The 25,475-nt window shown below is 68.4% G+C and carries 24 protein-coding genes and 1 other RNA gene; 11 read left to right on the top strand and 14 right to left on the bottom strand.

Annotated elements, in window-relative coordinates:
* Nucleotides 1–20: 20 nt before the first annotated feature.
* Nucleotides 21–596, top strand: a complete 576-nt coding sequence (locus R8G01_05580; GenBank protein ID MDW3213447.1) for a histidine phosphatase family protein — start codon at nt 21–23, stop codon at nt 594–596.
* Here the strand turns inward: R8G01_05580 and R8G01_05575 are convergent.
* Complete coding sequence (locus tag R8G01_05575) at nt 593–1,666, bottom strand: LacI family DNA-binding transcriptional regulator (protein ID MDW3213446.1); 1,074 nt, start codon at nt 1,664–1,666, stop codon at nt 593–595. The genes R8G01_05580 and R8G01_05575 overlap by 4 nt on opposite strands.
* A 45-nt stretch (nt 1,667–1,711) precedes the next feature.
* On the bottom strand, nt 1,712–2,071 hold the full coding sequence (locus R8G01_05570; GenBank protein MDW3213445.1) for a hypothetical protein: 360 nt from the start codon (nt 2,069–2,071) through the stop codon (nt 1,712–1,714).
* 151 nt (nt 2,072–2,222) lie between these two features.
* On the opposite strand from R8G01_05570, the gene R8G01_05565 reads away from it, so the two are divergent.
* Complete coding sequence (locus R8G01_05565; protein ID MDW3213444.1) at nt 2,223–3,110, top strand: NAD(P)-dependent oxidoreductase; 888 nt, start codon at nt 2,223–2,225, stop codon at nt 3,108–3,110.
* A 17-nt stretch (nt 3,111–3,127) separates the two neighbouring features.
* Here the strand turns inward: R8G01_05565 and R8G01_05560 are convergent, their stop codons facing one another.
* The 5 genes from R8G01_05560 to R8G01_05540 all read right to left on the bottom strand — a co-directional run bounded on the left by R8G01_05560 (nt 3,128) and on the right by R8G01_05540 (nt 8,789).
* Nucleotides 3,128–4,351, bottom strand: coding sequence for a lamin tail domain-containing protein (locus tag R8G01_05560; protein ID MDW3213443.1), 1,224 nt, complete (start codon nt 4,349–4,351; stop codon nt 3,128–3,130).
* A 371-nt stretch (nt 4,352–4,722) separates the two neighbouring features.
* Nucleotides 4,723–5,697, bottom strand: coding sequence for an IS481 family transposase (locus R8G01_05555; protein MDW3213442.1), 975 nt, complete (start codon nt 5,695–5,697; stop codon nt 4,723–4,725).
* Between the two features lie 119 nt (nt 5,698–5,816).
* Nucleotides 5,817–7,178 carry a hypothetical protein gene (locus tag R8G01_05550; GenBank protein MDW3213441.1) on the bottom strand — a complete coding sequence of 454 codons (1,362 nt, stop codon included), beginning with the start codon at nt 7,176–7,178 and terminating at the stop codon, nt 5,817–5,819.
* Nucleotides 7,179–7,272: 94 nt separating this feature from the next.
* An RNA gene (gene rnpB, locus R8G01_05545) (RNase P RNA component class A) lies at nt 7,273–7,637 on the bottom strand.
* A 63-nt stretch (nt 7,638–7,700) separates the two neighbouring features.
* Nucleotides 7,701–8,789 (bottom strand): DUF2855 family protein, encoded by a 1,089-nt coding sequence (locus R8G01_05540; GenBank protein MDW3213440.1) that lies wholly within the window; start codon nt 8,787–8,789, stop codon nt 7,701–7,703.
* An 85-nt stretch (nt 8,790–8,874) separates the two neighbouring features.
* Between R8G01_05540 and R8G01_05535 the strand changes: the two genes are divergently transcribed.
* Nucleotides 8,875–9,414: a hypothetical protein gene (locus tag R8G01_05535; GenBank protein ID MDW3213439.1), complete on the top strand. Its 540-nt coding sequence runs from the start codon at nt 8,875–8,877 to the stop codon at nt 9,412–9,414.
* A gap of 46 nt (nt 9,415–9,460) precedes the next feature.
* Here R8G01_05535 and R8G01_05530 read toward each other — a convergent pair whose 3' ends face one another.
* From R8G01_05530 to R8G01_05505, 6 genes are all read right to left on the bottom strand, one after another.
* On the bottom strand, nt 9,461–10,282 hold the full coding sequence (locus R8G01_05530) for a ferritin-like domain-containing protein (GenBank protein ID MDW3213438.1): 822 nt from the start codon (nt 10,280–10,282) through the stop codon (nt 9,461–9,463).
* A 2-nt stretch (nt 10,283–10,284) separates the two neighbouring features.
* Nucleotides 10,285–10,866, bottom strand: a complete 582-nt coding sequence (locus R8G01_05525) for a ferritin-like domain-containing protein (protein ID MDW3213437.1) — start codon at nt 10,864–10,866, stop codon at nt 10,285–10,287.
* A 139-nt stretch (nt 10,867–11,005) separates the two neighbouring features.
* The gene (locus R8G01_05520; GenBank protein ID MDW3213436.1) at nt 11,006–12,454 is read right to left on the bottom strand and encodes an FGGY family carbohydrate kinase; all 1,449 of its coding nucleotides are present in this window, start codon (nt 12,452–12,454) and stop codon (nt 11,006–11,008) included.
* Nucleotides 12,454–12,876, bottom strand: a complete 423-nt coding sequence (locus tag R8G01_05515; GenBank protein MDW3213435.1) for a hypothetical protein — start codon at nt 12,874–12,876, stop codon at nt 12,454–12,456. The genes R8G01_05520 and R8G01_05515 overlap by 1 nt, the downstream gene beginning before the upstream one ends.
* Complete coding sequence (locus tag R8G01_05510; protein ID MDW3213434.1) at nt 12,867–14,345, bottom strand: FAD-binding oxidoreductase; 1,479 nt, start codon at nt 14,343–14,345, stop codon at nt 12,867–12,869. Before R8G01_05510 ends, R8G01_05515 begins: the two co-directional genes overlap by 10 nt.
* Entirely contained in the window at nt 14,342–15,991 is a 1,650-nt protein-coding gene (locus tag R8G01_05505) for a glycerol-3-phosphate dehydrogenase/oxidase (GenBank protein MDW3213433.1), read from the bottom strand. Before R8G01_05505 ends, R8G01_05510 begins: the two co-directional genes overlap by 4 nt.
* A gap of 107 nt (nt 15,992–16,098) precedes the next feature.
* On the opposite strand from R8G01_05505, the gene R8G01_05500 reads away from it, so the two are divergent.
* The 8 genes from R8G01_05500 to R8G01_05465 all read left to right on the top strand — a co-directional run bounded on the left by R8G01_05500 (nt 16,099) and on the right by R8G01_05465 (nt 23,794).
* Complete coding sequence (locus R8G01_05500) at nt 16,099–16,539, top strand: Fur family transcriptional regulator (GenBank protein ID MDW3213432.1); 441 nt, start codon at nt 16,099–16,101, stop codon at nt 16,537–16,539.
* A 65-nt stretch (nt 16,540–16,604) separates the two neighbouring features.
* Entirely contained in the window at nt 16,605–18,848 is a 2,244-nt protein-coding gene (gene katG / locus R8G01_05495; GenBank protein MDW3213431.1) for a catalase/peroxidase HPI, read from the top strand.
* Between the two features lie 148 nt (nt 18,849–18,996).
* Complete coding sequence (locus R8G01_05490) at nt 18,997–19,416, top strand: rubrerythrin family protein (protein MDW3213430.1); 420 nt, start codon at nt 18,997–18,999, stop codon at nt 19,414–19,416.
* Nucleotides 19,417–19,524: 108 nt separating this feature from the next.
* Nucleotides 19,525–20,832, top strand: a complete 1,308-nt coding sequence (locus R8G01_05485; GenBank protein ID MDW3213429.1) for a heterodisulfide reductase-related iron-sulfur binding cluster — start codon at nt 19,525–19,527, stop codon at nt 20,830–20,832.
* Nucleotides 20,833–20,876: 44 nt separating this feature from the next.
* Nucleotides 20,877–21,467, top strand: a complete 591-nt coding sequence (locus R8G01_05480; GenBank protein ID MDW3213428.1) for a DUF3501 family protein — start codon at nt 20,877–20,879, stop codon at nt 21,465–21,467.
* 136 nt (nt 21,468–21,603) lie between these two features.
* Nucleotides 21,604–21,816, top strand: coding sequence for a WhiB family transcriptional regulator (locus R8G01_05475; protein ID MDW3213427.1), 213 nt, complete (start codon nt 21,604–21,606; stop codon nt 21,814–21,816).
* Between the two features lie 48 nt (nt 21,817–21,864).
* Entirely contained in the window at nt 21,865–22,911 is a 1,047-nt protein-coding gene (trpD, locus tag R8G01_05470) for an anthranilate phosphoribosyltransferase (GenBank protein MDW3213426.1), read from the top strand.
* 7 nt (nt 22,912–22,918) lie between these two features.
* On the top strand, nt 22,919–23,794 hold the full coding sequence (locus tag R8G01_05465; protein MDW3213425.1) for a hypothetical protein: 876 nt from the start codon (nt 22,919–22,921) through the stop codon (nt 23,792–23,794).
* Here R8G01_05465 and R8G01_05460 read toward each other — a convergent pair.
* On the bottom strand, nt 23,737–25,449 hold the full coding sequence (locus tag R8G01_05460; GenBank protein ID MDW3213424.1) for a DEDD exonuclease domain-containing protein: 1,713 nt from the start codon (nt 25,447–25,449) through the stop codon (nt 23,737–23,739). The two genes, R8G01_05465 and R8G01_05460, sit on opposite strands and share 58 nt — an antisense overlap.
* Nucleotides 25,450–25,475: the final 26 nt, after the last annotated feature.

Raw genomic sequence — 25,475 nt, 5'->3', positions numbered from 1 at the left:
AACTGTGCTTCACTGACGTCGTGCTCTACCTCGTCCGACACGGCCGTACCGACGCCAACGCCAGCGGACTGCTCCAGGGTCGGCTCGACCCGCCGCTCGACGAGTTGGGTCACCGGCAGGCCCGAGCGGTCGCCGAACGGATCGGCCACGTCGACGAGGTGTACGCCAGTTCGCTCCAGCGGGCGCAGGACACCGCCGGATACTTCAGCGACGACGTCGTCACCGACGATCGCTGGATCGAGGTCGCCTATGGCGAGTACGAGGGTGTGCCGGTGGGAGAGGTGCCACCGGAGGTCTGGCAATCGTGGCGCACCAACCGCGAGTTCGCCACGCCGGGCGGAGAGAGCTTCGGGTCGCTCGACGCGCGTGTCCGCAGCGCGTGCGAAGACCTCGCCGGTCGGCTCGCCGGTCGCAACATCGTGGTCGTCAGCCACGTCTCGCCGATCAAGTCGGCGGTGTCATGGGCACTCAACGCGACGATGGAGATCATGTTCCACTGCCACCTGTCGCAGGCGAGCCTCTGCCGAATCGACATGGGCAAGTTCGGCCCGTTGCTCTACAGCTTCAACGAGCAGGCGCTCGTCGACCCGAGTTAGCTCGACGGGGGAGCGCTCGACGCTCGCACCACGAGTTCGATCGGCAGTTCGATCCGGCGTGGCGGCCGTCCGTCGATGAGTTCGAGGAGGAGGTCGGCGGCGGCCCGGCCCTTGTCGACGAGAGGCTGGCGGACGGTGGTGAGGGGCGGGTCCCATGCCGCGGCGCGCGGCACGTCGTCGAAACCGACCAGCGAGAGGTCGCCGGGGACATGTCGGCCGAGCCGCTCGGCCGCCTGCGCGGCCCCGATCGCGATCTGGTCGCTGAAGCACAGCAGACCGGTGAGTTCGGGATGGGCGGTCAGGAAGTCGTTGGCGGCGGTGCGGGCGGAGTCGGGGTCGTTGGCCCCTGCCGCCCACACGACGATCGAATCGGGTTCGAGCCCGGCCGCGCGGAACGCGTCGCGGTAGCCGGCGATCCGTTGCCGAGCGATGCGGATGGTGATGGCGGCCTGGCCCTGTGCGTCGACCGGACCGGTGGTGGTGGATGTGCTGCTGAGCCGACCGAGCAGCACGCCGAGACGTCGGTGCCCCAGCTGGATCAGGTGGTTGGCGGCGAGTTCGGCTCCGAGCCGGTCGTCGATGCCGACGAACGAGGTGCGATCGCCGAGGTCGGGTTCGTCGACGGTCACCATCGGCCGGCCGGCGGTGACGAGTGCTGCGACGGCGGGGTGGTGGTCGTCGACGGAGAAGACCAGGTGGCCGTCGGTCGGGACCGAGCGGACGGCGGTCGCCTCGAGTTCTTTGCCCGGCGGGACCGGCAGCAGGGTCAACCCGCTGCCGGCGAGCGCGCTGGTCTCGGCGACCCCCTGCATGAAGAGCATGGTGTCCGGGTCGGTGAAGACGTAGCGGAGGTCTTCGGTGAACAGGAGGCCGATCGACTGCATCCGACCGGTGCGCAGCATGCGGGCGGCAGCGTCGGGGCCGTGGTAGCCGAGCCGGGTGGCCGAATCCAGGATGCGTGCCCGCAGTGCGGGGCTCAACTGGTCGGGGCGGTTGTACGCGTTGGAGACCGTCGCCCGCGACACGCCGAGTTCATCGGCGATCGTCTGGAGGGTGACACGGGTCGACACGGTGGACATCCTGTCGGATCACGCCGCCCCGGTGAAAGCGTGGCGTCAGGCGACGGCGAGTGGTTCGACGGTCAGCGGCTCGCCGGCGAGTTGCTCGGCGAGGACACCGGCGAAGCGGTTCGCGGCCCAGAGCTTGGTCGTGCCGCTGTCGGAGGGCGACCACGGCACCTCGACGCGGAGCTCGGTCAGCTGATCGGAGCCGGTGAAGGTGCAGTCGGTGCCGGCGAGTACGTCGAGGCCGCCGTCGATGTGGACGCCGTGTTCGAACGTGGTGGTGACGGTGTCGCTGCGCTCGGTCGCCGAGCGGGAAGCGGCGGCATCCAGCCCGGCCGTCACGGCGGCGTCGAGCCGCGCCGTGACCGTCGCCGGGGAAGCGTCGATGTAGTGGGTGAGGATGAGCTTCATGGGGGAGAAGCCTTTCTGAATCGATTGAGTTCTGTATCGATACAGTATCCAGCCGAGCGGCGGATGACGACATGACTCGCGTCACAGCGACTTCCGCCATCTGACCTCCGGTTCGGCACCTGATGGTCGGGCGATGCCATACCATGGCCGGATGCGAGTGTTCTTCACCGGTGGCAGCGGCAAGGCAGGACGGCATGCGGTCGCGCATCTCGTCGAGCAGGGACATCTGGTCGTCAACGGTGACCTGGTCGCGCTCGGCCACCGCGGTGTGGCCGACCTCCGGATCGATCTGACCGACGCCGGCCAGGTGTTCAACGCACTGTCTGCCTACGCCGGCGGCGACGAGCTCGACGCGGCGGCCGGTGTTCCCAGGTACGACGCTGTGGTGCACTTCGCGGCGATTCCCTCGCTGTTCCGCCAGCCCGACAACGAGACCTTCCGGGTCAACGCGCTCAGCACCTACAACGTGCTCGACGCGGCCACGAAGCTCGGCATCCCGAAGGTGATCTTCGCCAGTTCGGAGACGACGTACGCGATCTGCTTCGCCGAAGGTGAACTGAAGCCCGAGTACGTGCCGGTCGACGAGGAGCACCCCACGGTGCCGCACGACAGCTACGCGATGTCGAAGGTGGTCAACGAGGCGACGGCGCGCTCGTTCCAGGCCCGGACGGGCATCGACATCTACGGGCTGCGGATCAACAACGTGATCGAGCCACACGAGTACGAGACCGACTTCCCGGCGTACGTCGCCGACCCCGAGCTGCGGCGCCGCAACATTTTCGCCTACATCGACGCCCGCGACCTGGGTCACATGGTCGACCGGTGCCTCCGCACCGACGGCCTCGGCTTCGAGGTGTTCAACGTGTCGAACGACGACACGTCGGTCGGCCTTACCAGCGACGAGGTCTACCAGCGCTTCTACGAAGGGGTGCCGAAGCGCCGCGAGATGGGCGAGTACGAAACCTTCTACGCCAACGACAAAGCCAAGCAACTGGTCGGCTTCACCCCCGAGAGCCGCTGGCGCGACCAGATCACCTGATCGCTCGCTCGTTCGTCCTAGCAGTTCTTGATCTGCTGGGTTCCGTCGGGGGCGATGAGGGTGGCGACGTCGCCGTCGTTGTTCCAGACGTTCTGCCCGGTCCAAACGACCTCACCGGTACCAGGCGATGCGTCGGGTCCGCTGAGCAACCGGAGCTGTTGGCCGGGTTCGAGCGTGCCGTAGTCGCCGAGACTCGTGCTGTGTTTGAGGCCCTCGTCGTGGAGCAGGAATCCGGACAACGACGCGGTCTGCCCTCCGGTGTTGCCGATGGTGACGACCTCCGCCCGCTTGTCGCAGGCGAGCAGTGTGACCACACCCGGGCCAGGTGCAGGGGCGATCGTGGTCGTGGTGGTGGTCGTCGGGACCGTGATGACCACGATGGGCGCTGGAGCCTCGCTCACCGGCCGCACCACGCTCTTCGCCGAGCACGTGTCGAGCGCCTGGCCGAGAGCGGCTCGTTCGACCGCCGTCACGGTCAGGTCGTAACGAGATTTCGACGTGATCCAGTCGATGGTGTATTGGCAGTGCGCGCTCGGAGCCGGGGGCAGCCATTGGTCCGGAGTGCTGTCGGCCTTCGACTGGTTGACGTCGGCTCCGACGACCACGAGGTGGCCAGGTGTCTCGTCGTTCGCGAATCGGCGCTTGCTGTCGAGGTCCCACTTCCACGCGCCGGACCGATGAGCCTCAGCCAGCGGGACGACGTGGTCGATGGTCACCTGGGAGCTCTCGGAGTGCTCGTCACCGGTGTACGGATCGATCCAGCGGCCTGACTCGACGTAGCAGCCGTCGGACATCACGGGCTCGTCGAGGCTCGCTGCGATAAGGAGTTCGTGCCGGGTCGATACGCAGTCACCGTCGAAGTCGGCCCAGCCACCTCCGTCGTAATCGGTGCGCTCGTACGGTGGGCGATCGGGATCTGGGTCGGCAGTGCGCAGCGAAGCCAGATCGGCGGCCGCCTCGGTGATCGCCGGTGAGAGGCCGGGAGCAGTCGACGTTTCCGGTGTGGTGGCCTGTGCCGGAGTTGTCGCCGGTAGCTCGGACGGAGCGGTGTCCTGCGCCGTCGTGGTCTGCGTTGGCAACGTGTCGCCGGTGGACGTAGCCGCAGGGACGTCGACGAATGGCTGGGTAACCGGCGGCGTGTCACCGATGCTGATGGTCGCGTCGTCAGGGTTGGTGTCGGGGAGCGCGGCGATGCCGACGATCAGCGCGACGAGGCCTGCCACCCAACCCCAGACCGGCACGTGGAAGAACTTCCGCCGCCAGCGGTTCGTGCCACGAGGCTCGCCGGAGTCACGCGACGTTGCCGACTGCAGCGGCAACTGCGGCGTCGCCGGCGGAAGGGTCGGCCCTATCGAGGGTGGTTCCCAAGCGTTCTCCCCGTCGCCCGTCATTTGAGAATGATCTCACTGATCTGTCTCGAACGGTGAACAGGCGCGACGGCTTGGGCGCTGTCCTGTGAGTCTGAGCGCTGATTGTCTCAGGGCGTGAGGTGCCGAGGACGTGAAACGAGTCGCGGTCTCGCCAGCACGATCGCCACGTGCCGATGTCCGGCCGAAGCGCATGATGACGTTCATTCCGCCCTCGTCGTCTGCAGGGAGTGCCCTCGCGTTTGCTAGCTGTGCATGACGGGGACGTTGTCCTTGAGCGTGTCGATTGGTGTTGACCATCCGAGTGCGCCGTGTGCTCGGTGGTGATTGTAGAAGTGCACGAAGTGGTCGTACTCGACTGAGCGTTCGTCGTCGCTGTGCCAGTCGCGGATGTAGGCCCATTCCTCGAGCAGGATTCGGTGAAAGCGTTCGATCTTGCCGTTGGTCTGGGGTCGGAACGGTCGTGTCCGTTTCGGGGTGATCCCGGCAGCGAGCAGCGTGTCTCGCCACAGGTGACTCTTGTAGCAGGACCCGTTGTCGGTCAGCACTCGTTCGACGGTGATGCCGTGAGCGTTGAACCAGGTGTTCGCTCGGTGCCAGAAGGCGACGGCGGTGACGGCTTGTTCGTTGGCGTGGATCTCGGAGTAGACGAGGCGGGTGCGGTCATCGAGCGCCGAGTGCAGGAACCTGTAACCGGTAGTTGACCGTTTCGCCGTGGGGGCGTTGCCTTTGCCGTGGATTCGCCAACCGCCACCGTCGGGGATGCCAGCGAGTTTCTTGACGTCGACGTGGACCAGCTCACCGGGCCGATCGCGCTGATAGCGCACGACCGAGTCCTTGGTGGCACGATCACCGGAGTCGAGCCGGCCAAGACCCTCGGCGATGAGGATCTTCTGCACCGTGGAACTGGCCCGACCAACCTCGAACCCGATGTGGGCAGCACCCCACCGATGCTGTTGACGCAGCTCGATGATCCGCCGCCGACAATCATCAGGTGTTGCGCTCGGAGAACGGTGCGGCCGCGACGAACGATCCAACAAACCCGACGACCCTTCGGCGACGAACCGGTCCCGCCACTTCCGAACTGTCTTCGCGTCGACCTGGAACCGTTCCGCAGTGGCTTCGATCGTCCAGCCCCGATCGATCACACAGGCAATCATCTTGCGGCGACCGAGCGGTGTCAGTGACGCGTTCGGGTGTTGGGTTCTAGCGTGTCCCATCGAGCTCTCCTTGCGAGTGGTGTGCGTTGTCGAAGACACACAGCCTCGCTCGGAGGGCTCACCTATTCAGCGGACCAACAATCCCATCCCGCCAGGGACAACGTTCCCGGTCATCACAGCTAGCCGACGCAGCCGATCCCGTCGTTGTTTCCATCGAAGTTGTGAGGATCAGGTTGAAGTACCACGAAGTTGCGGTGGGTGATGTCGCCGCAGTTCAGGTCTGGCGGCGGAGGTGGGATGCACACCGTCGGATACGACGGGTCACAGCTGGGCGGAACCGTGGTTGTCGTCGTGGTGGCGGGCGGCGTTGTGGTGGTCGTTGGTGGGGGTGCTTCGGTGCGGGTGTCGACGAGGCGTTTGGCGACGCCGGAGTTGGTGGCTGGTTGGTAGATGTCGGCGTCGAGGGTGCCGAGGTGGTCGGCAACGAGGTGGGTGCGCGTGTTGTTCGAGTTCAGGTAGCAGACCTGGCCGTCGGCACCGATTGGTGCGGCGGCGACGTTGGGGTCGAAGGTGTTGGCGCCGAAGTTCACGTTGGATGCGAGCGGTGTGTTTTTGACGTCGGACGACACCAGTTGGCCGTTGCCGAGGCCCTCGGCTTCGACCGGGGTGAGGTTGACCAATGCAACATCACCCGGTGACCCCGCCACAGCGAAGCACAGTCGGCCGCCGGCTTGGATCTTGCTGCTGCCTGGTCGGGTGTCGACGAGGCGTTTGGCGACGCCGGAGTTGGTGGCTGGTTGGTAGATGTCGGCGTCGAGGGTGCCGAGGTGGTCGGCAACGAGGTGGGTGCGCGTGTTGTTCGAGTTCAGGTAGCAGACCTGGCCGTCGGCACCGATTGGTGCGGCGGCGACGTTGGGGTCGAAGGTGTTGGCGCCGAAGTTCACGTTGGATGCGAGCGGTGTGTTTTTGACGTCGGACGACACCAGTTGGCCGTTGCCGAGGCCCTCGGCTTCGACCGGGGTGAGGTTGACCAATGCAACATCACCCGGTGACCCCGCCACAGCGAAGCACAGTCGGCCGCCGGCTTGGATCTTGCTGCTGCCTGGTCGGGTGTCGACGAGGCGTTTGGCGACGCCGGAGTTGGTGGCTGGTTGGTAGATGTCGGCGTCGAGGGTGCCGAGGTGGTCGGCAACGAGGTGGGTGCGCGTGTTGTTCGAGTTCAGGTAGCAGACCTGGCCGTCGGCACCGATTGGTGCGGCGGCGACGTTGGGGTCGAAGGTGTTGGCGCCGAAGTTCACGTTGGATGCGAGCGGTGTGTTGTTGACGTCGGACGACACCAGTTGGCCGTTGCCGAGGCCCTCGGCTTCGACCGGGGTGAGGTTGACCAATGCAACATCACCCGGTGACCCCGCCACAGCGAAGCAACGCTTGTCCCCATCGTCGATCTTGCCGACAGCGGACGCCGGTGACGGCCATCCCAGCACCACCGGAACGGAGACCGCGCCAACCAACGACAGAACGAGGCCGAACCGAAGTTTCATCGGCCCATTCCTACTACGAGCGGATTCACGCCAACGTGACGGAGAAGCCACAAGTGTCGCTATGACCCACGAGAGGCGAACACCCGTAGGTGCGGTGGTGAGTCGGCCTGTAAGCGGGATTCTGTGGTGCTTGCGCACCGGTGACCATCCATCTGTGCGGTCCACCCGAGGGGCAGCCGGATCGCTCCGACCGGACGGGCAGCCCATCCCCTCTGCTTGACCTTGCTCCGGGCGGAGTTTGCCGAGCCGTCCGAGTCGCCCCGAACGCTGGTGCGCTCTTACCGCACCGTTTCACCCTCACCTGTGGCCGGCCGCAAAGCGGTCGGCCCATCGGCGGTCTCTCTCTGTTGCACTTGTTCGTGAGGTCGCCCCCACCTGGCTCTCACCAGCACCCTGCCCTGAGGAGTCCCGACTTTCCTCGACACGGTCATGCCGTGCCGCGGCCACCCGGCCAACTCACCATCGCCGCGCCAGCCTACGGGCGGCACCGACCGATGGAGCGACGGACGGAACGACGGATCGTCAGGGGTGGAGCACGCGTGCGACGTTCGGACTGGTCGAACCCTCGAGCGTCTCGGCGAACACCTCGCTCACGGCGTCGGGGCCAGACGAGTGCTCGATCGACACCCAGTCGGAGACCTTGCGGATGAACGGCCCCCACGCCTCGGCGAGCTTCGACTCGACCACCCCGGCGCCCCAGTCGGCGTGGCGCTTCTCGATCTGGCTCGGGGCGAAGAACATCGACTGCTGCGGCCCCGGCAGCGGCTCGGTGCTGCCGAGACGGTCCTCCCAGTGGGTCAATCCCACGATCATCGAGTGGGCCAGGTCGTCGCCGTATCGCTCGTGCACCGAGCGCACCACGGTGGCGTTGCCGCTCATGTCGACCAGTGCCGCAGGGCCGTCAGGGAGCAGTGCGGCGTCGTCGTAGCTCAGCACGTGGTCGTAGCAGCCGAGACCCTTGACGAACGCCACGTTGCCGGGCGAGGTGAGACCGACGACCGTCAACCCGTCACGCTGCTGCAGCAGGTGCGCGGTGCCGAACGCCGTTTTGCTCGACGCGCTCGCCAGAACGACGGTGCTCGCACCGAAGAAGTCGTTGTCGGCCAGGAAGTCGTCGATGAGGAACGACGTGAAGAACAACGGCCGATAGAGCATCTGCTCCGCCTCGAGCTCGGGGTCGTAGCCGGGGTCGGCGCCGCAGCGGACATACCGGTTGTAGACCGGCGGCAGCGCTGCCCGGTGCTCGGCCCCGTCGGTCAGCGCGGTGTCGGTCACCTGCGTCGGCGTCATCACGAGCTCGGTCGACATCGGGAAGTAGCCGAACAGCCGGTCGCCGCCCACGATCAGGCCGGTGCGTGACTCGACCACCTCGGCGAACCCCCAGACGGGAACCCGACCCCAGTTCGTGTCGTCACCCAGATCGGGTGCCGGGAAGAACGTCCAGTAGCCGATCATGTCGCCGGCTGCTGCGTACGTCACGTTGTTCGCCGTGAACCCGAACGCATCGACCCGGACTCGGATCTGGCCGTCGTCGAGTTCGGTCGGCTCGAACTCGACGACTTTGGTTCGGCGATAGTCATCGCGGTCGACGAGGAAGTGCCAGTCGCTCATGTCGTCAACCTAGTGATCGATGCATCCGTCGACGTGGTCGCGGCATCCGCCAACGACGCCGACCGTCGTGACAAGCTGGACGGTGATGTTGGAGCGACTTGCTGATGCGTGGGCGACGGTGGTGGCGACCGTCCCGCCGACCACGCCGCCGGTGACGCAACCTGTCGTCGCCGGGGAGCAGCCCGATGACGGCGCCGGATTCGTGTCCAGCTTCGCCGACGTCATCAGCTCGGTCGTCGACAACCTCGGCAACAACGGCTATCAGACCGGCATCGCCCTCGTCGTCGCCACGGCGGCCGTGATCGCCATGCTCAACATCGACGTGCACCGCGCGGTCATCGTCCCCGTGTCGATCGGGGCGTTCTGGGCCGGCTGGCTCGGCTGGAACACGCTGTCGGCGCAGGACAACCCGTTGTTCCCCGGCGACGTGAGCGCCACCAAACTCTGGGACGTCGCCTTCGCCGGCGACACCGGGTTCCTGCTGGTGGTCATCGTTGCCTGCGTCGCCGCTGTGTTCCTCTGGAAGAAGAGCACCGCCCTCGCGAGCCGTCTGTGGCTGCTGCTCGGCGCCGTGCTCGGCGCGTCGTTCGTGTACAACCTGGTCGAGGCCGTGCGGGTCGGCTGACCCGCCGCCCCGCCCGGTTCGGCCCGACCGGGTCAGTTCGCCCGGCTCAGCAGCTGAGGTAGTCGTAGACGAAGGTGTTGTCGGCTGGCGTCTGCAGCTGCGTGGAGAAGCGTGCGCCCTCTTCGTTCCGGGCGCCGACGACCAGTTCGATACCGGTGAGCTGCCCGAACGTCGCCGGGATCGCATACGGGATCGGGAAACCCTCGTCGTCGGTGTCGGCAGCGGCACTCGCCCCGCCGAGCAGCACCGGGTTGATCAGGACGTCCGGGTTGATCGCCGTGGCGAGGATCGCCGCGTGGCGATGCTCTTCGCTGCCGATCAGCATCGAGGTCGTCCGGAGCGACTTGTCGTCGAGCACGCCGACGAGTGCCTGGTACGACGCTCCGGCCAGCGCCTCGAACGCGTAGGCGATGTTGAGCACGTCACGGTGCAGGTCGTCGCTGTCTTCGAGCGCGCCGAGTACCGGCACGACCGCCCGGTCCATGATGAACGGGTTCGGGCACGTGAACTCTTCGGCGCCCGCCCGCTGAGCGAGCGCCCCGAGGTCGGCGGCGTGACGCTGGTGATCGGAGACGAAACGCTCGACGAGGGCGACTTCGCTGCCGCTGAGCACATCGAGGCCGGCAGCGGCGTCGTACACGGCGATCGCGGTGTACTCGAGCGACTGGGCCGTGCGCAGGAGCACGCCGTCGTTCAGTTCGGCGTCGGGCAGGGTGGGAGCCGGCGCGGCCACGCCGAGACGGCCCGGGTCGTCGCTACCGCTGCGGCCGCCGCCGCACGCCGCCACGATCGCGCCGAACGACAGCATGATGCCGCCGTTGCGGAGCAGCGACCGGCGATCGAGGGAGGGGTTCGGGATGTTGGTCATGATCAGGCCTCCGCCACGACCGCGACGGCCGGGTTCACGAACAGTGCGTCGAAGTCGTCGGCCTGACCCGAGAGGGTGGCCAGGACGGTGGCGTGGCGGCTCTCGATGGCGACGAACGAGGCCATCGCCTTGGCGATGTCGACGTCGGCGACCTGGCCGAGGAGTTCGAGGTGCGTGGCGGCCAACGTGTTCTCGAGGTCGAACGCGGCGGCAGCGGGGTCGCTCGTCGCGAAACCGTCGCCGAGTTGGTCGAACGACTCCTGGTCGCGGGTCGTCGCCGAGATACCGGTGATGCCGGCGAGGCGCTGCGCGTAGGACTCGTGCTGTTCGCGCATGGCGGTCCAGATCTCGTCGTCGGCACCGGCGGCGATCGCCGAGTCGTACAGGTCACGGGCGGCGAGTTCGAGAGCGATGGCGGAACCAGAGATCGACAGATCTTCGTCGGACAAACCGGCCGGCGTCGCGGCGGCGACCGACCGGCCACCGGCGAGCGCAATGGCCGCGCCGCCGACGGCGGCGCCGAGCAGCGCTCGGCGCGACGAGCGATCGTTGCCTGCGTGATCCGCAAGGGCGGAGTCAGTCACGTGTGGGTGTCCTTTCGAGATGTTCGGCTGCATGCGCGGACCACATGATGGTGCCTGCGGTCGCGGAGATGCCAGTTTAGGAGGACGGGACCCGATCCAACGGTGTTGCCTCGGGCGAAATCCGGCGCGGTCGACGTCGTCAGAAGTCGAGCGCCGAGAGTTCGGGGATCCAGGCAGCCGCCCGCTCCAGCGCCTCGGCCCACTGGCCGCGGTCGAGGCGGTCGCCCGGTTCAACGTGGACGGCCGGCGAGAATGCGGCCGCCGTGTCGTCGAGCGACGACCACGTGCCCGTCGCGACCCCGGCCAGGAAGGCGGCACCGAGCGTCGTCGACTCGACGATCGGCGAGACCTCGACCGGTTTGCCGGAGGCATCGGCGAGGGCTTGGACGAACGTCGGGTTCTGGCTCATGCCGCCGTCGATCCGCAGGGTGGGGATCGTCAGCCCGATGTCGGTCTCGGCGGCGGCGACCATGTCGGCGCCACGGTGCGCCACCCCTTCGAGCACGGCGCGCACGATGTGGCGGCGTTCGGTGCCTCTCGTGATGCCCAGCAGCGTGCCGCGAGCGCCGTAGTCCCAGTTCGGGGTGCCGAGGCCGAGGAGCGCGGGAACGTAGACCACGCCGTCGGTGGTGTCGCAGCGGTTCGCCACGGCGTGGCTGTCGGCGGGGGAGTCGATCAGGCCCATGTCGTCGCAGAGCCACTCGACGTTCGTGCCGGCCGACAGCATGATCGCCTCGACGCCCCACACCTTCCGGTCGGCGTCGGTCCAGGCGATGATCGGGAACGTCCCGTTGTCGGAGCGGCGACCGGCCGCGGGCGCCGTGTCGCCGATGCACACGTCGAGCATGCCCCCGGTGCCGAACGTGACTTTGGCACGCCCCGGCTCGATGCAACCCTGGCCCACCATCGACGCCTGCTGGTCGCCGACGAGTGCCGCGAGCGGTGGTGCACCCGCGATCGCGGACGCCGGACCGATCGTGCCGGTCGAATCGACGATCTCGGGCAACAGACGAGGCTCGACGCCGAGCAGTGCACAGACCTCGAGGTCCCAACGCTGGTGCTCGAACGAGTACAGGCCGGTGACGGCTGCGTTGGTGTGGTCGGTGACGTGAGCGGCGCCGCCGGTCAGCGTCCAGGCCACCCACGTGTCGACCGTGCCGAAGCACAGGTCGGCGTGATCGCGATCGGCCGCGTGGTTGGCGAGCAGCCACCCGATCTTGGTCGCCGACTGGTTGGGTGCGAGCGCCAGGTCGTGCTCGGCCCTGGCGGTGAGGCATTCGCCGATGGTGCGGAGGTCCTGCCAGCCGAGCGCCGGGCCGATCGGTTTGCCGGTCGCCCGGTCCCACACGATCGTGCTGGCGCGCTGCGCGGCGACGCCGACTGCGGTGACGGGCTCGCCGGTGGCCGCGATCGCGGCCTCGGCCGCGTCGAGCACGAGACGGGCCATCTCGGCGGCGTCGAACTCGACCATGCCGGGGAACGGCGAATCGGGGGCGAACGCCCGGTACTCGACGTGTGCGAGCGAGGCGTCGGGGCGGACCAGTGCTGCCCGCAGGCCCGTGGTTCCGACGTCGATGACGAGGATCATCAGGTTCCTTCCGAACCGGACGGCCGGAACCCGCTCGTGCGCAGTCGGCCGCCGAGCAGGCCGCCGACGAGCCCGGCGCCGGCCATGACCGACAGGTTGAACAGCGCGGCGAACCAGTTGACGTCGCTGCCGCGTGCGAGCTTGACGATGATGAAGACCGTTTGGGCGATCGTGTACGTGCCGATCGCCGTGGCGAGGCCGTGCGAGAGCGGCAGGTCGCGGCGTTGGACCCAGGCAGCGCACCCGGCGCCGAGCACGAAGCCGAGCACGGCACCGATCGACAACCACGTCGCGAGCGCAGTGTCGTCGGCGTCGGCCGCCAACGACGCCCCGATCGACAGCGGCACGGCGAACACGAGTGCCACCATGCCACCGGCGCGCAGCGCGTCGAGATCCCAACGAGACGGGTCGATCACGGCCACGGCGTGTCTCCGAACGGTGATGGCAGGCCGAGCTTGCCGGGGTTGAGGATGCCGGTCGGGTCGAGTGCTCGCTTGAGCGCCACGAGGACGTCGAACGCCGGCCCGAGCGCCGCCTCGACGAAGCGGGACCGGTTGAGGCCCACCCCGTGGTGGTGCGACAGGTTGCCGCCGGTCGCGAGCACGGCTCGCTGGCCCGCGTCCCACATGGCCCGGTACGTCGACTCGATCTCGTCGGCGGGAGGCCTGGCGGCGAACGAGAAATAGAGGCAGGCGCCGTCGAGGTAGCTGTGCGACAGGTGGCAACTCGCAGCGAGCGCATGCGGCACGTCCATGATCGCTGCGGTCGCTGCGTCGTACACGTCGGCCAGTCTGCTCCACGGAGCGGCGATCTCCATCGTGTCGACCGCGAACCCCTTGTGGGTGAGTCCCTGCAGCGCTGACGTGTCGTTGCGGTGCTCGAGCCAGTCGTCGACCAGTTGCTGCTCCGCCGGCGTCCCGGCGCCGTTGCACACCTCGTCGACGATCGCCATCGTGGCGTCGACGATCCGGGGATCGCCCTCGTCGAGCACGAGCAGGATGCAGTCGGTGCCGTCGCCGCCACGGCCGCGGGCGCTCTCGACGGCGTCGTACAGGCGCAGCACCGCCGGGGTCGCTCCGCGCCGGATCACCTGGCGGCACGCCTCGAACCCAGCGGCGAGGGTGGGCAGGCGGTAGGCAGCCCGGCGCGCCGCCGTGGCGACCGGGTGCGCCCGCAGCCAGACCCGCGTGATGATGCCGAGCGTGCCCTCCGAGCCCACGAAGACCTGGTCGAGGTCGGGCCCGACGGCTGCGGCGGGAGCGCCGCCCGTCCGGATGATGCGCCCGTCGGCGAGGACCACTTCGAGCCCGACGACCATCTCCTCGATCTTGCCGTAGCGGGTCGAGTACTGGCCGGCACCGCGGCACGCCACCCACCCGCCGACGGTCGAGATGTCGAAGCTCTGTGGGAAGTGGCCGACGGTGAGTTCGTGGTTGTTCGTCAGGAGCCGTTCGAGTTCGGGACCGAACATGCCCGACTCCACCTCGACGATGCCGGACAGTTCGTCGACGCTGACCAAGCGATCGAGGCCGGTCAGGTCGAGCACGACGCCGCCGAACACCGGCACCGACGCCCCGCACACACCGCTGCGACCCCCTGCCGCGGTGACCGGTACGCCGGCGCCGTGCGCGGCGGCGAGGACCGCCGCGACCTGATCGGTGGTGGTCGGGCGGGCGACCACGCCGGCGCGACGCGGGACCTCGCCGGCGAGTGACCAGTGCAGGGCGAGCGGCCACCAATCGCGGCTGGCCTCGGCCGTCTCCGCCGGGTCGACGGTGATGTCGCAGATCGATGCCAGCCGATCGACGAAACCCTCGGCCAGGGCGACGCCCGAGCCGGCGAGATGGTCGGCGTGACCGGTGAGTTCGATCGGTGGTGTCGGTGAGGTCATGGGGCCTCCGCATGGCGGGAGTCGGGGCGGGTGGCGGCGGAGAGTTCGTCGTCGCACAGCCGTCGGTAGGCAGCGATCTGGGCGGCGGACTCGGCCGGGTCCCAGCCGAGTTCGGTCGCGAGCAGTTCGGCGACCGAGGGGGCTGCATCGAGACACGCCGCCCGGTCTTGCAGGTGGGCGCGAGTGCGGCGGGTGAGGACGTCGACGAGCGTGGTCGCCATCTCGTGTCTGACGGCGAACACCGCTTCGGCTCGCAGATAGGGCAGACCCGGAACGAGGGCGTCCCCGAGACCCGGGTCGGCGCCGCGGAGGGCGAGCACCGTCTCCGCCTCGGTGCCGTACCGCGACGCGAGGTGGGCGTCGGTCGCCGAGTCGTCGGTGGCGCCGATCAGGCGCAGTCGTGCCGTTCGGCACCTCGCCCGTCGCTCGAGTCGTGCGAGCACGGCGTCGACCGTGTCGGCGGCCATCTCCCGGTACGTCGTGAGTTTGCCGCCGGTCACCGTGATCAGGCCGGACGGACTCGACGTGATCGCGTGGCGTCGGGACAGATCGGCGGTGCGCCCCGACGACGCCTGCTTGACCAACGGGCGGAGCCCGGCCCACACCCCGGTGACGTCGTCGCGGGTGATGGTCGTGGTGAGGTGGTGGTTGACCGCGTCGAGCACGTAGTCGAGGTCGTCGTCGTTGGTCTGGGGCCGGTCGAGGTCGTCGACGAAATCGGTGTCGGTCGTGCCGATGTAGCAGTGGTCGAAGCCGCCTCCGGGTCGCTCGGTCCACGGGACGAGGAACAGGCTGCGCTTGTCGCCGGGCACCGAGATGATCACGGCGATGTCGTTGCGGACCAGGTCCCACGGGACGGTCACGTGGACGCCCTTGGCCGGTCGCAGCGTGTCGGCCTCGACGTCGCGGTCGAGCTCGCGGATCTCGTCGGCCCACACGCCCGTTGCCGACACCACGGTGCGGGCGCGCACCGCGATCTCGCCGTCGCCGGTCTCGACCCGGGCGCCGTCGACGCGGCCGCCGTCGTCGGTGGTGAGGCCGACGACTTCGCACCGGTTGGCGACGATCGCTCCGTGGGCGGCGGCCGTGCGGGCGATCGTCAGTGTGAGTCGGGCGTCGTCGGCCGAGGCGTCGTAGTACACGAAGCCGCCGGACAGCCGATCGGCGGGCATGGTCGGACAGTGGGCGAGCGCCTCGTCGGCGTCGAGTCGCCGGTGGCGCTTGCCGATCCTGAGACCGCCGGTGAGGTCGTACATCCACAGCGCGGATCGCAGCGCCTTGGCGATCTTCTTCGAGATCGGGCCGTCCTTGGTGAGGATCGGGATCAGGAACGGCAGCACCGACACCAGGTGGGGAGCGTTGCGGAGGAGGCGTTGGCGCTCCCGGAGCGCCTGGTAGACCAGCCGGACGTCGCCCTGCTGGAGGTACCGCAGGCCGCCGTGGATCAGCTTGGAGCTCTTCGACGACGTGCCCGACGCGAAGTCGTCGCGTTCGACGAGTGCGACCGACAGCCCGCGCGAGGCGGCGTCGAGGGCGACGCCCGCCCCGGTGATGCCGCCGCCGACGACCAGCAGGTCGAAGCGCCGGTCGGCGAGTTGGTGGAGCATCGCCGACCGCTCGAACGGCGTCGGCGGGGGAGCGGTCACGAGCCCAATCTACGTGCCGGCGGTTGCGGTGCCCGGCTCGGCGAGCACGATTGACTATCGCGTCTGATTCTTGACTTTGTCCAGAATCGCTGCCATGCTGGACAGCGATGACCGCCGACATCCAACATCTGCTGCGCCGACACGGCGTCCAGGTCACCGCCCAGCGGTTGGCGATCATGCGCTCGGTCACCGACCACCCGCATGCGACCGCCGACGAACTGGCCGACGACGTCCGATCGGTCATCGGGTCGATCTCACGGCAGGCGGTCTACGACACGCTCGCCGTGCTGGCCGACAAGCAACTGATCCGGCGCATCCAACCGGCCGGATCGGCCGCCCGGTACGAAGACCGCGTCGGCGACAACCATCACCACCTCATCTGTCGCGGCTGCAGCGTGATGTTCGACATCGACTGCGCCGTCGGCGACGTGCCGTGTCTCACGGCCGACGACGACCACGGCTTCGAGATCGACGAAGCCGAAGTCGTCTACTGGGGCCGTTGCCCCTCGTGCCGACACGCCGCCACCGACCACGTTCCCGCCACCTGATCGACCACACCACTCCCCACCGAGTACCACCACCGCCAACCAACACCATCCAGGAGGAGCACACCATGTCCGACCAGCAGATCGACACCCCGCCGCCCGAGACCCCCGATCACTCGGACGTCTGGGACATCAACGACAGCCAGAAGGGCTGTCCGGTCATGCACGGACCCAACGCCGGTCACCTCGGCAAGGGCATGACCTCCAACCAGCACTGGTGGCCGAACCAGCTCGACCTCCGCATGCTGCACCAGCATGCGCCGGCGTCGAACCCGCTGGGCGACGACTTCGACTACGCCGAGGCGTTCACGGGTCTCGACTACGAGGCGCTCAAGCAGGACCTCCGCGACCTGATGACCGACTCGCAGGAGTGGTGGCCCGCCGACTACGGCCACTACGGCCCGCTCTTCATCCGCATGGCATGGCACAGCGCGGGGACGTACCGCATCGAGGACGGCCGTGGTGGCGGCTCGACCGGCACCCAGCGATTCGCTCCGCTCAACAGCTGGCCCGACAACGGCAACCTCGACAAGGCGCGCGCCCTCCTGCTCCCGATCAAGCAGAAGTACGGCAATCAGATCTCGTGGGCCGACCTGATGCTGCTGACCGGCAACGTGGCGCTCGAGTCGATGGGCTTCGAGACGTTCGGTTTCGCCGGCGGCCGCGAAGACGTGTGGGCCCCCGAAGACGACATCTACTGGGGTCCCGAGACCACGTGGCTCGGCGACGCTCGCTACTCCGGCGATCGCGACCTGGCCAACCCGCTCGCCGCAGTGCAGATGGGCCTCATCTACGTCAACCCGGAGGGCCCCAACGGCAACCCCGACCCGCTCGGTTCGGCACGCGACATCCGTGAGACGTTCGCCCGGATGGCCATGAACGACGAAGAGACCGTCGCCCTCGTCGCCGGCGGCCACACGTTCGGCAAGGCGCACGGCGCCGGCGACCCCGACCTCGTCGGGCCAGAGCCCGAGGCCGCTCCCATGGAGCAGATGGGTCTCGGGTGGAAGAACGGCCACGGCAGCGGCAAGGGCTCAGACACCACGACGAGTGGTGTCGAGGGCGCCTGGACCGCGACGCCGACCACGTGGGACAACTCGTACTTCGACACGCTGCTGAACAACGAGTGGGAGCTCACCCACAGCCCCGCCGGCGCCCAACAGTGGACGCCGAAGGGCGGCGCCCTCGCCAACACGGTGCCCGACGCCGAGTCGGGCGAGCTGAAGTTCGCCCCGATGATGAGCACCGCCGACATGGCGCTCAAGATGGACCCGAGCTACGCGGAGATCTCGCAGCGGTTCTACGAGAACCCCGACCAGTTCGCCGACGTGTTCGCACGGGCATGGTTCAAGCTGCTCCACCGCGACCTCGGCCCGTCGAGCCGCTACCTCGGCCCGGAGGCCCCGACCGAGGAACTGATCTGGCAGGACCCGGTCCCGGCGTCGACGTCCAGCGTGAGCGACGACGACATCGCGACGCTGAAGTCGCAGATCATGGACTCCGGTCTCCTGATCTCCGAACTGGTCGCCACGGCCTGGGCCTCGGCCTCCACGTACCGCGACAGCGACAAGCGGGGTGGTGCCAACGGCGCCCGCATCCGCCTCGCTCCGCAGAACGACTGGGAGGTCAACGATCCGGCTCAGCTCCGTCGGGTGCTCGGCAAGCTCGAGGAGATCCAAGGTGCGTTCAGCGGCTCGGTCTCGATGGCCGACCTGATCGTGCTCGGCGGGGTGGCTGCGGTCGAGGCCGCCGCCAAGAACGCCGGTCACGACATCACGGTGCCGTTCACGCCGGGTCGCGGTGACGCGACGGCCGAGCAGACCGACGTCGAGTCGTTCGCCCCGCTCGAGCCCACCGCCGACGGGTTCCGCAACTTCCTCGGCAAGGGCCACAGCCTGCCGGCCGAGGCGCTGCTGGTCGACCGGGCGCAACTGCTCACGCTGAGCGCTCCCGAGATGTCGGTGCTCGTCGCCGGGCTCCGTGTGCTCGGTGCGAACACCGGCGGGTCGAAGCACGGCGTGTTCACCGATCGCCCCGAGACGCTCACGAACGACTTCTTCAAGAACCTGCTCGATCTGAACGTTGCGTGGTCCTCCACGTCGGAGGCCGAGGACATGTTCGAGGGCAAGGATCGTGCGACCGGCGAACTCAAGTGGACCGGTACCCGCAACGATCTCGTGTTCGGCTCGAACTCGCAGCTCCGAGCGATCGCCGAGGTCTACAGCAGCTCCGACTCCGACGAGCGGTTCGTCCGCGACTTCGTGAAGGCCTGGACCAAGGTCATGAACCTGGATCGTTTCGACGTCGGCTGACCCGCTCTCGTCGAATCGTCCGTACCATTGAGAGTCGGGGCCCGAGACGGCCGACCACGTCCGTCGACGGCCCCGATTTTCGCGCGCCGAGCCCGAACCACTAGGCAAGGCGTCGGATCCACAGCAACCATCCCCCATTGGAGGAAACATGCCCAACCTGAGTGGCACCAAGACCCACGAGAACCTGGCCGAGGCGTTCGCCGGCGAGAGCCAGGCCAACCGCCGATACCTCTGGTTCGCCCAGAAGGCCGACATCGAGGGCTACCCCGACGCCGCCGCGCTGTTCCGCTCGGTCGCCGAGGGTGAGACCGGCCACGCACACGGCCACCTCGAGTACCTCGCAGAGGTCGGTGACCCCGCGTCGGGCGAGCCGATCGGTGACACCGAGGAGAACTTCAAGGCGTCGATCGCCGGCGAGACCTACGAGTACACGCAGATGTACCCGGGCTTCGCCAAGACCGCTCGCGACGAAGGCTTCGACGAGATCTCCGAGTGGTTCGAGACGCTCGCCCGCGCCGAGAAGAGCCACGCCGGCCGCTTCCAGCAGGGCCTCGACGAGCTCGACTGACCCGTCCGGACGAGCACCCGGGTCGCAGAAGCGGCCCGGGTGCGAGTCCGACCACCACCCGACCAGCACCCGACCACCACCCGACATCCGGACACGACCGAGACCTCGATGACGACGACCTACGACCCCAAAGACCCGACCTACCTCGACGAGGCGTCGGTGCGCGAAGAACTGACCCGCGTCTACGACCTCTGTCACGGGTGTCGGTTGTGCTTCAAGTTCTGTACGTCGTTCCCGACGCTGTTCGACATGATCGACCAGCACGACGACCAGGACGCCGGTCGGCTGACGCCCGCCCAGCAGGACCAAGTCGTCGACGAGTGCTTCCAGTGCAAGCTCTGCTACGTCAACTGCCCGTACATCCCGGAGCTGCACGAATGGGCGCTCGACTTCCCCCGCCTGATGCTGCGCACCGAGGCGATGCGGTACGCCAACGGGCAGAAGCCGGTCCGGCAGCGGGCCACCACGCAGCTGATGAGCCGCACCGACCTGCTCGGCACGGTCGCCACGGCTGCGTCACCGGTCGCGAACAAGGTCATCAACGCCCCCGAGGGCTCCACGGTCCGCAAGGCGGTCGCCAAGGTCACCGGCGTGTCGTCGGTCCGCCTGCTCCCGCCGTACGCCAAGCAGCGGTTCTCGACCTGGTTCAAGAAGCGAACGCGCAACATCGCCGCCAAGCGTCAGGGCAAGGTCACCGTCTTCCCGACGTGCCTCGTCGAGTACCAGGAGGTCCAGATCGGCAAGGACCTCGTCAACGTGTACGAGCGCAACGGCGTCGAGTGTTCCAACACGGCCGCCGGATGCTGCGGTGCACCGTGGCTGCACTCCGGTGACATCGAGCACTTCACCAAGGTCGCCGAGAAGAACGTCAAGGTGCTCGCCGACGAGATCCGTGCCGGCAACGGCGACATCGTCGTGCCGCAACCGACGTGCGGCTACGTGCTCAAGAAGGACTACGTCGACTACGTGGGCGGCGCCGACGCCGAACTGGTCGCCGAGCACACGTTCGACGCGGCCGAGTACCTCGTGAAGCTCCACAAGGCCGACGACACCGAGCTCGACACCGACTTCACCGGTCCGGTGCCCGAGAAGATCACGTACCACGCCGCCTGTCACCTGCGGGCCCAGAACATCGGCTTCAAGAGCCGCGATCTGATGAAGCTCACCGGTGCCAAGATCAAGCTGGTCCAGCAGTGCTCCGGCATCGACGGCATGTGGGGGCTCCGGGCCGAGAACGAAGACATCTCGATCCCGATCGCGAAGAAGCTCGCCGAACAGATCGACAAGGCCGCCGGCGACGTCGTCACCGGCGACTGCAATCTCGCCAACACGGCGATTGCCGAACAGACGGGTGCCGCTCCCAGCCACCCGATCCAGCTGATCGCACGCGCGTACGGCATCGCCGAAGACGCCTGACCCGTCCCGAACGATCCACCCTCGGGTGGCCTGGAAGGAACCCCATGTCCCGCAAACTCTCGCTCGCCGACATCGCCGACGTCCGCGCCTACGAGCGCGAGCGCGACGAGTTCCGCCCCCGCGTGATCGAGCTCAAGCGCCGCCGGCGGCTGCATCTCGGCACGGTCGTGACGCTCCTGTTCGAGAACCGCGACACCATGCGGTTCCAGATCCAGGAGATGGCCCGGGTCGAGAAGCTCACGACCGATGCCGAGATCCAGGGCGAACTCGACATCTACAACCCGATGATCCCCGATCCCGGTCAGGTCTGCGCCACGATGTTCATCGAACTCACGTCCGACGAGCAGATGCGCGAGTGGCTGCCGAAGCTGGTCGACATCGAACGCTCGGCCGTGCTGGTGCTCCCGAACGGCGATCGAGTGCGGGGAGCCATCGACCAGCAACACGAGCAGGGCCTCACCCGCGACTACGTCACCGCCGCCGTGCACTATCTGCACTGGGATCTGACGCCCGAACAGGTCGACTCGTTCGCCTCCGGCTCGGTGCGGCTCGAGATCGATCACCCCGAGTACCTCGAGTCGGTCGAACTCGGCGACACGTTGCACGCCGAGCTGCTCTCGGACCTGCGGCCCTGACGCGACGGCGCATCAGCGCCCGGTCCGCACCTCCGCAGATTTCCCCTGGAATTCGGACCGGACCCGTTCTAAGGTCCGCAACGAGTGACGATGTCCAATGGGGGGCGAAGTGTCAGCACATGAACTGGAATGGAGAATGCTGGGGGCCTGTCGCGGTCTCGATGCCAGCGTCTTCTATCCCGACAACGACGAAGAAGCCGAGATCGCGACACAGGTGTGCCAGCAGTGCGGGGTTCGCACCGCATGCTTGGAGTTCGCACTCACCAAGCGCGAGAAGGTCGGCGTCTGGGGCGGCGCCACCGAACGTGAGCGACGGAGGATCCTGCGCCAACGTCGTCGCAGCGCTTGACCGAACGCATGGGGAACCGGCGGGGCATGACGATTAGCCTCGCCCCACATGTCGACGATCGATGACCACGGGGGCTGGCCCGCGCTGCTGAGCGCGCTGCTCGACCGCAACCACCTCACCGCATCGCAGGCCGAGTCGGCGATGACGACGATCCTCTCCGGCGAGGCGACCGCCGCCCAGTTGATCGCGTTCGTCGTGGCGCTCCGTGCCAAGGGGGAGAGCTCGGCCGAACTCGCCGGACTGCTCGACGCCGTCCTCGCACACGCCACCCTGGTCCCCCTCACGGACGACCAACGCGATCACGCGGTCGACATCGTCGGCACGGGTGGCGATCACTCGCACTCGATCAACGTGTCGACGATGGCGGCGATCGTCACCGCCGGTGCCGGCGTGCCGGTGTGCAAGCACGGCGCCCGCGGGTCGTCGTCGAAGTGCGGGACCGCCGACGTGCTCGAAGAACTGGGTGTTGCGATCGAGCTGTCGCCCGAGCAGGTGCGGCACTGCATCGACACCGCCGGCATCGGGTTCTGCTTCGCACCGGCCTTCCACCCGGCGTTCCGCTTCGCGGCGCCGGCGCGGCGCGAGATCGGTATCCCGACCGTGTTCAACCTGCTCGGGCCGATGGCCAACCCGGGGCGCGTCCGTCGGCAGGTGATCGGCGTCGCGAACGCGAACTTCGCCGAACGCATGGTCGAGACGCTCCGCACACACGGCTCGATCCACGCCTGGGTCGTCCACGGCGGCGGCCTCGACGAACTGACCACGACCGGTACGAGCGAGGTCATCGAGCTGCGCGACGGCCAGATCGACCACTTCACGGTCGACCCCGAGGCGCTCGGCCTGGCGCCGGCACGGTCCGGTGATCTGGTCGGTGGCGACCGGGCGGTCAACGCCGAAGCGGTCCGCAGCGTGCTCGCCGGTGACGCAGGCCCGCACCGCGACATCGTGGTGCTGAACGCCGCGGCCGGATTGGTCGTCGGAGGACGAGCCGAGACACTGGCAGACGGTCTCGACCTGGCGGCACGGTCGATCGACTCGGGTGCCGCGGCATCGACCCTCGACGCCTTCGCCAGAGCGTCGGTGGCGACGCTGTGACGGCGCCGTGACCGACGCCGACTGGGCGGTGCGGGTGCCGGCGTCGTCGGCCAACCTGGGCGCGGGCTTCGATGTGCTCGGCATGGCGGTGACGCTCCACGCCGAGGTCGGGATCGGTCCGGCGCCCGACGGCGCTCGCCCGGCCGAGCCGCGACACCCGGCCTCGGTCGCCTTCGTCCGGTCCGGCGGCGTCGGCAACCTCTGGGTCAGGTCACCGATCCCGATGAGCCGCGGTCTGGGCTTCAGCGGTGCCGTGCGAGTCGGTGGTGCTGCGGCTGCCCAGGTGCAGCGGCACGGCCCGGACGCACTGCACGACGACGACCGCCGCGCTGCCGTGCTCGAGGTCGCCGGTGACCTCGAAGGCCACGCCGACAACGCCGCTGCCTCGCTGTACGGCGGCATCGTCGCGACGTCGGGCGGGGCGGTCGCGCGGATCCCGCTGGCCGTCGACCCCGCCGTCGTCGTCTGGGTACCGGAAGCCACCACCACGTCGACCGACCGGTCACGGACCTCGTTGGCCGACAGCGTTTCGCGCGCCGACGCCGTGTTCAACCTCGGCCGGGTCGCGATGTTCGTCGCCGCCTGCGCCACCGGCGACGTCGCCGCACTGCGCCATGCGACCGAGGACCGTCTTCACCAGGGCAAGCGTTTGACCGCCGTGCCCGAGTCGGCCGCGGCGCTCGACGCGGCGCTCGACGCCGGCGTGTGGGCCGCCTGGCTGTCGGGCAGCGGGCCGACGGTCGCGATGCTGTGCGAGTCGGCACGCGCCGACGAGGTTGCTGCGGCGCTGCCCGGATCGGGTCACACCAAGTCGTTGCGCATCGATCACGACGGTGCGACGGTCACGGGAGTCGAACCGATCGGGTCGACCGTCGACGTCTGAGCATCGAGCCGCGGGATCTCCGTGGTGGAGTCGACGGGAAACCGCCAGGTACCGGTGCAGCCCGTGATCTCGAGTCGCGCCGCATGCTTGTCGAGATACTTGGCCAGGCAGAGGGCCTCGTCGACGTGCTGGCGCCGGAGGGGGCGGCCGGGCGTCGGTGGTTCGGGCGGGTCGACCGGGAGGGCACGGCCGATCTCGCCCGCGATCGTGACGTCGACGAGCCGGCCGCCGTCGATCACCCAACTGACATCGCCACGCCGGACCGTGCAGCGCCCGCTGTCGAGCAGGGCAGCGAGCAACCGTCCACGGTGGACCGCTGCGAGGAGTGCAGCGAGGCGGTCGCGCACGAGCGCTGCCTCTTCGAACCGCTGCGCCGCTGCCAGGTCGGCCATCCGGCCGGTCAGCCGCCGTCGCACCGGCTCGGGGTCGCCGTCGAACACCCGGAGCACGGTCGCCACGGCCGCCTGATACGTCGGTCGGTCGGCCATGCCGGCACACGGGCACTGACTGACGCCGAGTTGCGCCGAGCTGCAGGGTGTCGCATCGGGCGCCGGGACGTGATTGACGCCCAAGCGGGCCGAACAGCGGCGGATCGGCACCACGGTCTGGATCGCCTCGACCACCAGGTTCGCCATGGAGCGTGACGGCAGCGGGCCGAGGTGCACGCCGGACGCCGACGGCTCTTTGACGACGGCGAGCCGAGGCCACGGGCTGTCGACGTCGAGGCGCACGTAGCAGTACTTCTCGACCCTGGTGCCGACCCGGTTGTAGCGCGGGAGCATGCGGGCGATCAGGCGTGTCTCGACGATCTCGGCCGAGAGCGGGTCGGACAGCTCGAGATGGCGGACCTGCTGCATCTCGCGCAGCATCGGGCCGATCCGTCGGCGGTCGTCGCGTCCGAAGTAGCTCCGGACGCGTTGGCGCAGATTGGTGGCCTTGCCCACGTACAGCACCTCGTCGCGGTTGCCGCAGAACAGGTAGACGCCCGGCGTGCGGGGGAGCGCCGTGGTCATCGTGAGCTTCCTCGCCTGCGGATGCCCCGCGAGCTTGCCGAGCGACACGAGGTCGTCGAGTCCGAGCACGCCCAGGCCGGCCGCTCGCTCGATCAAGAGGTGGAGCAGGTCGGTGGTGGCCAGCGAGTCGTCGAGGGCTCGGTGGTTGGGCGTGTGGTCGAGACGGAACCGCGATGCGAGCGTGCTGAGCTTGCAGTTGGGGACCTCGTCTCGGAGCAGGCGCCGGGCGAGCGTCGCCGTGTCGACCACGGTCGGGTGGTACTCCGCCCGGCCGTCGCGGGCGAGCGCTGCCCGGACGAACCCGAGATCGAACGACGCATTGTGTGCGACGAACACCGCGTCGCCGAGGAAGTCCATCAGCGAGCCGAGCACGGTCTCGATGCGCGGCGCTCGGTACACCACCGCATCGGTCAACCCGGTGAGGACGGTGATCTGCGGCGGGATCGCCCTGCCCGGATTGACCAGCGTGTGGAAGGTGCCGACGCATTCGCCCCCGCGGACCTTCACCACGCCGATCTCGGTGATCATGTCGTCGGTCCGGTTGCCGCCGGTCGTCTCGAGATCGAGCACGCAGAACGTGGTGTCGTGCAACGGCGTCCCCAGCTCGTCGAAGCTGCGCTGACCGGTGATCGGAGGGGACATGGGCGCCGATCCAATCACGAACATAC

The sequence above is a fragment of the Ilumatobacteraceae bacterium genome, from assembly GCA_033344875.1.
Classification (GTDB): domain Bacteria; phylum Actinomycetota; class Acidimicrobiia; order Acidimicrobiales; family Ilumatobacteraceae; genus Ilumatobacter.
The sequence above is the reverse complement of the archived record's forward strand: the minus strand, read 5'-3'. Positions and strand labels throughout refer to the sequence as shown.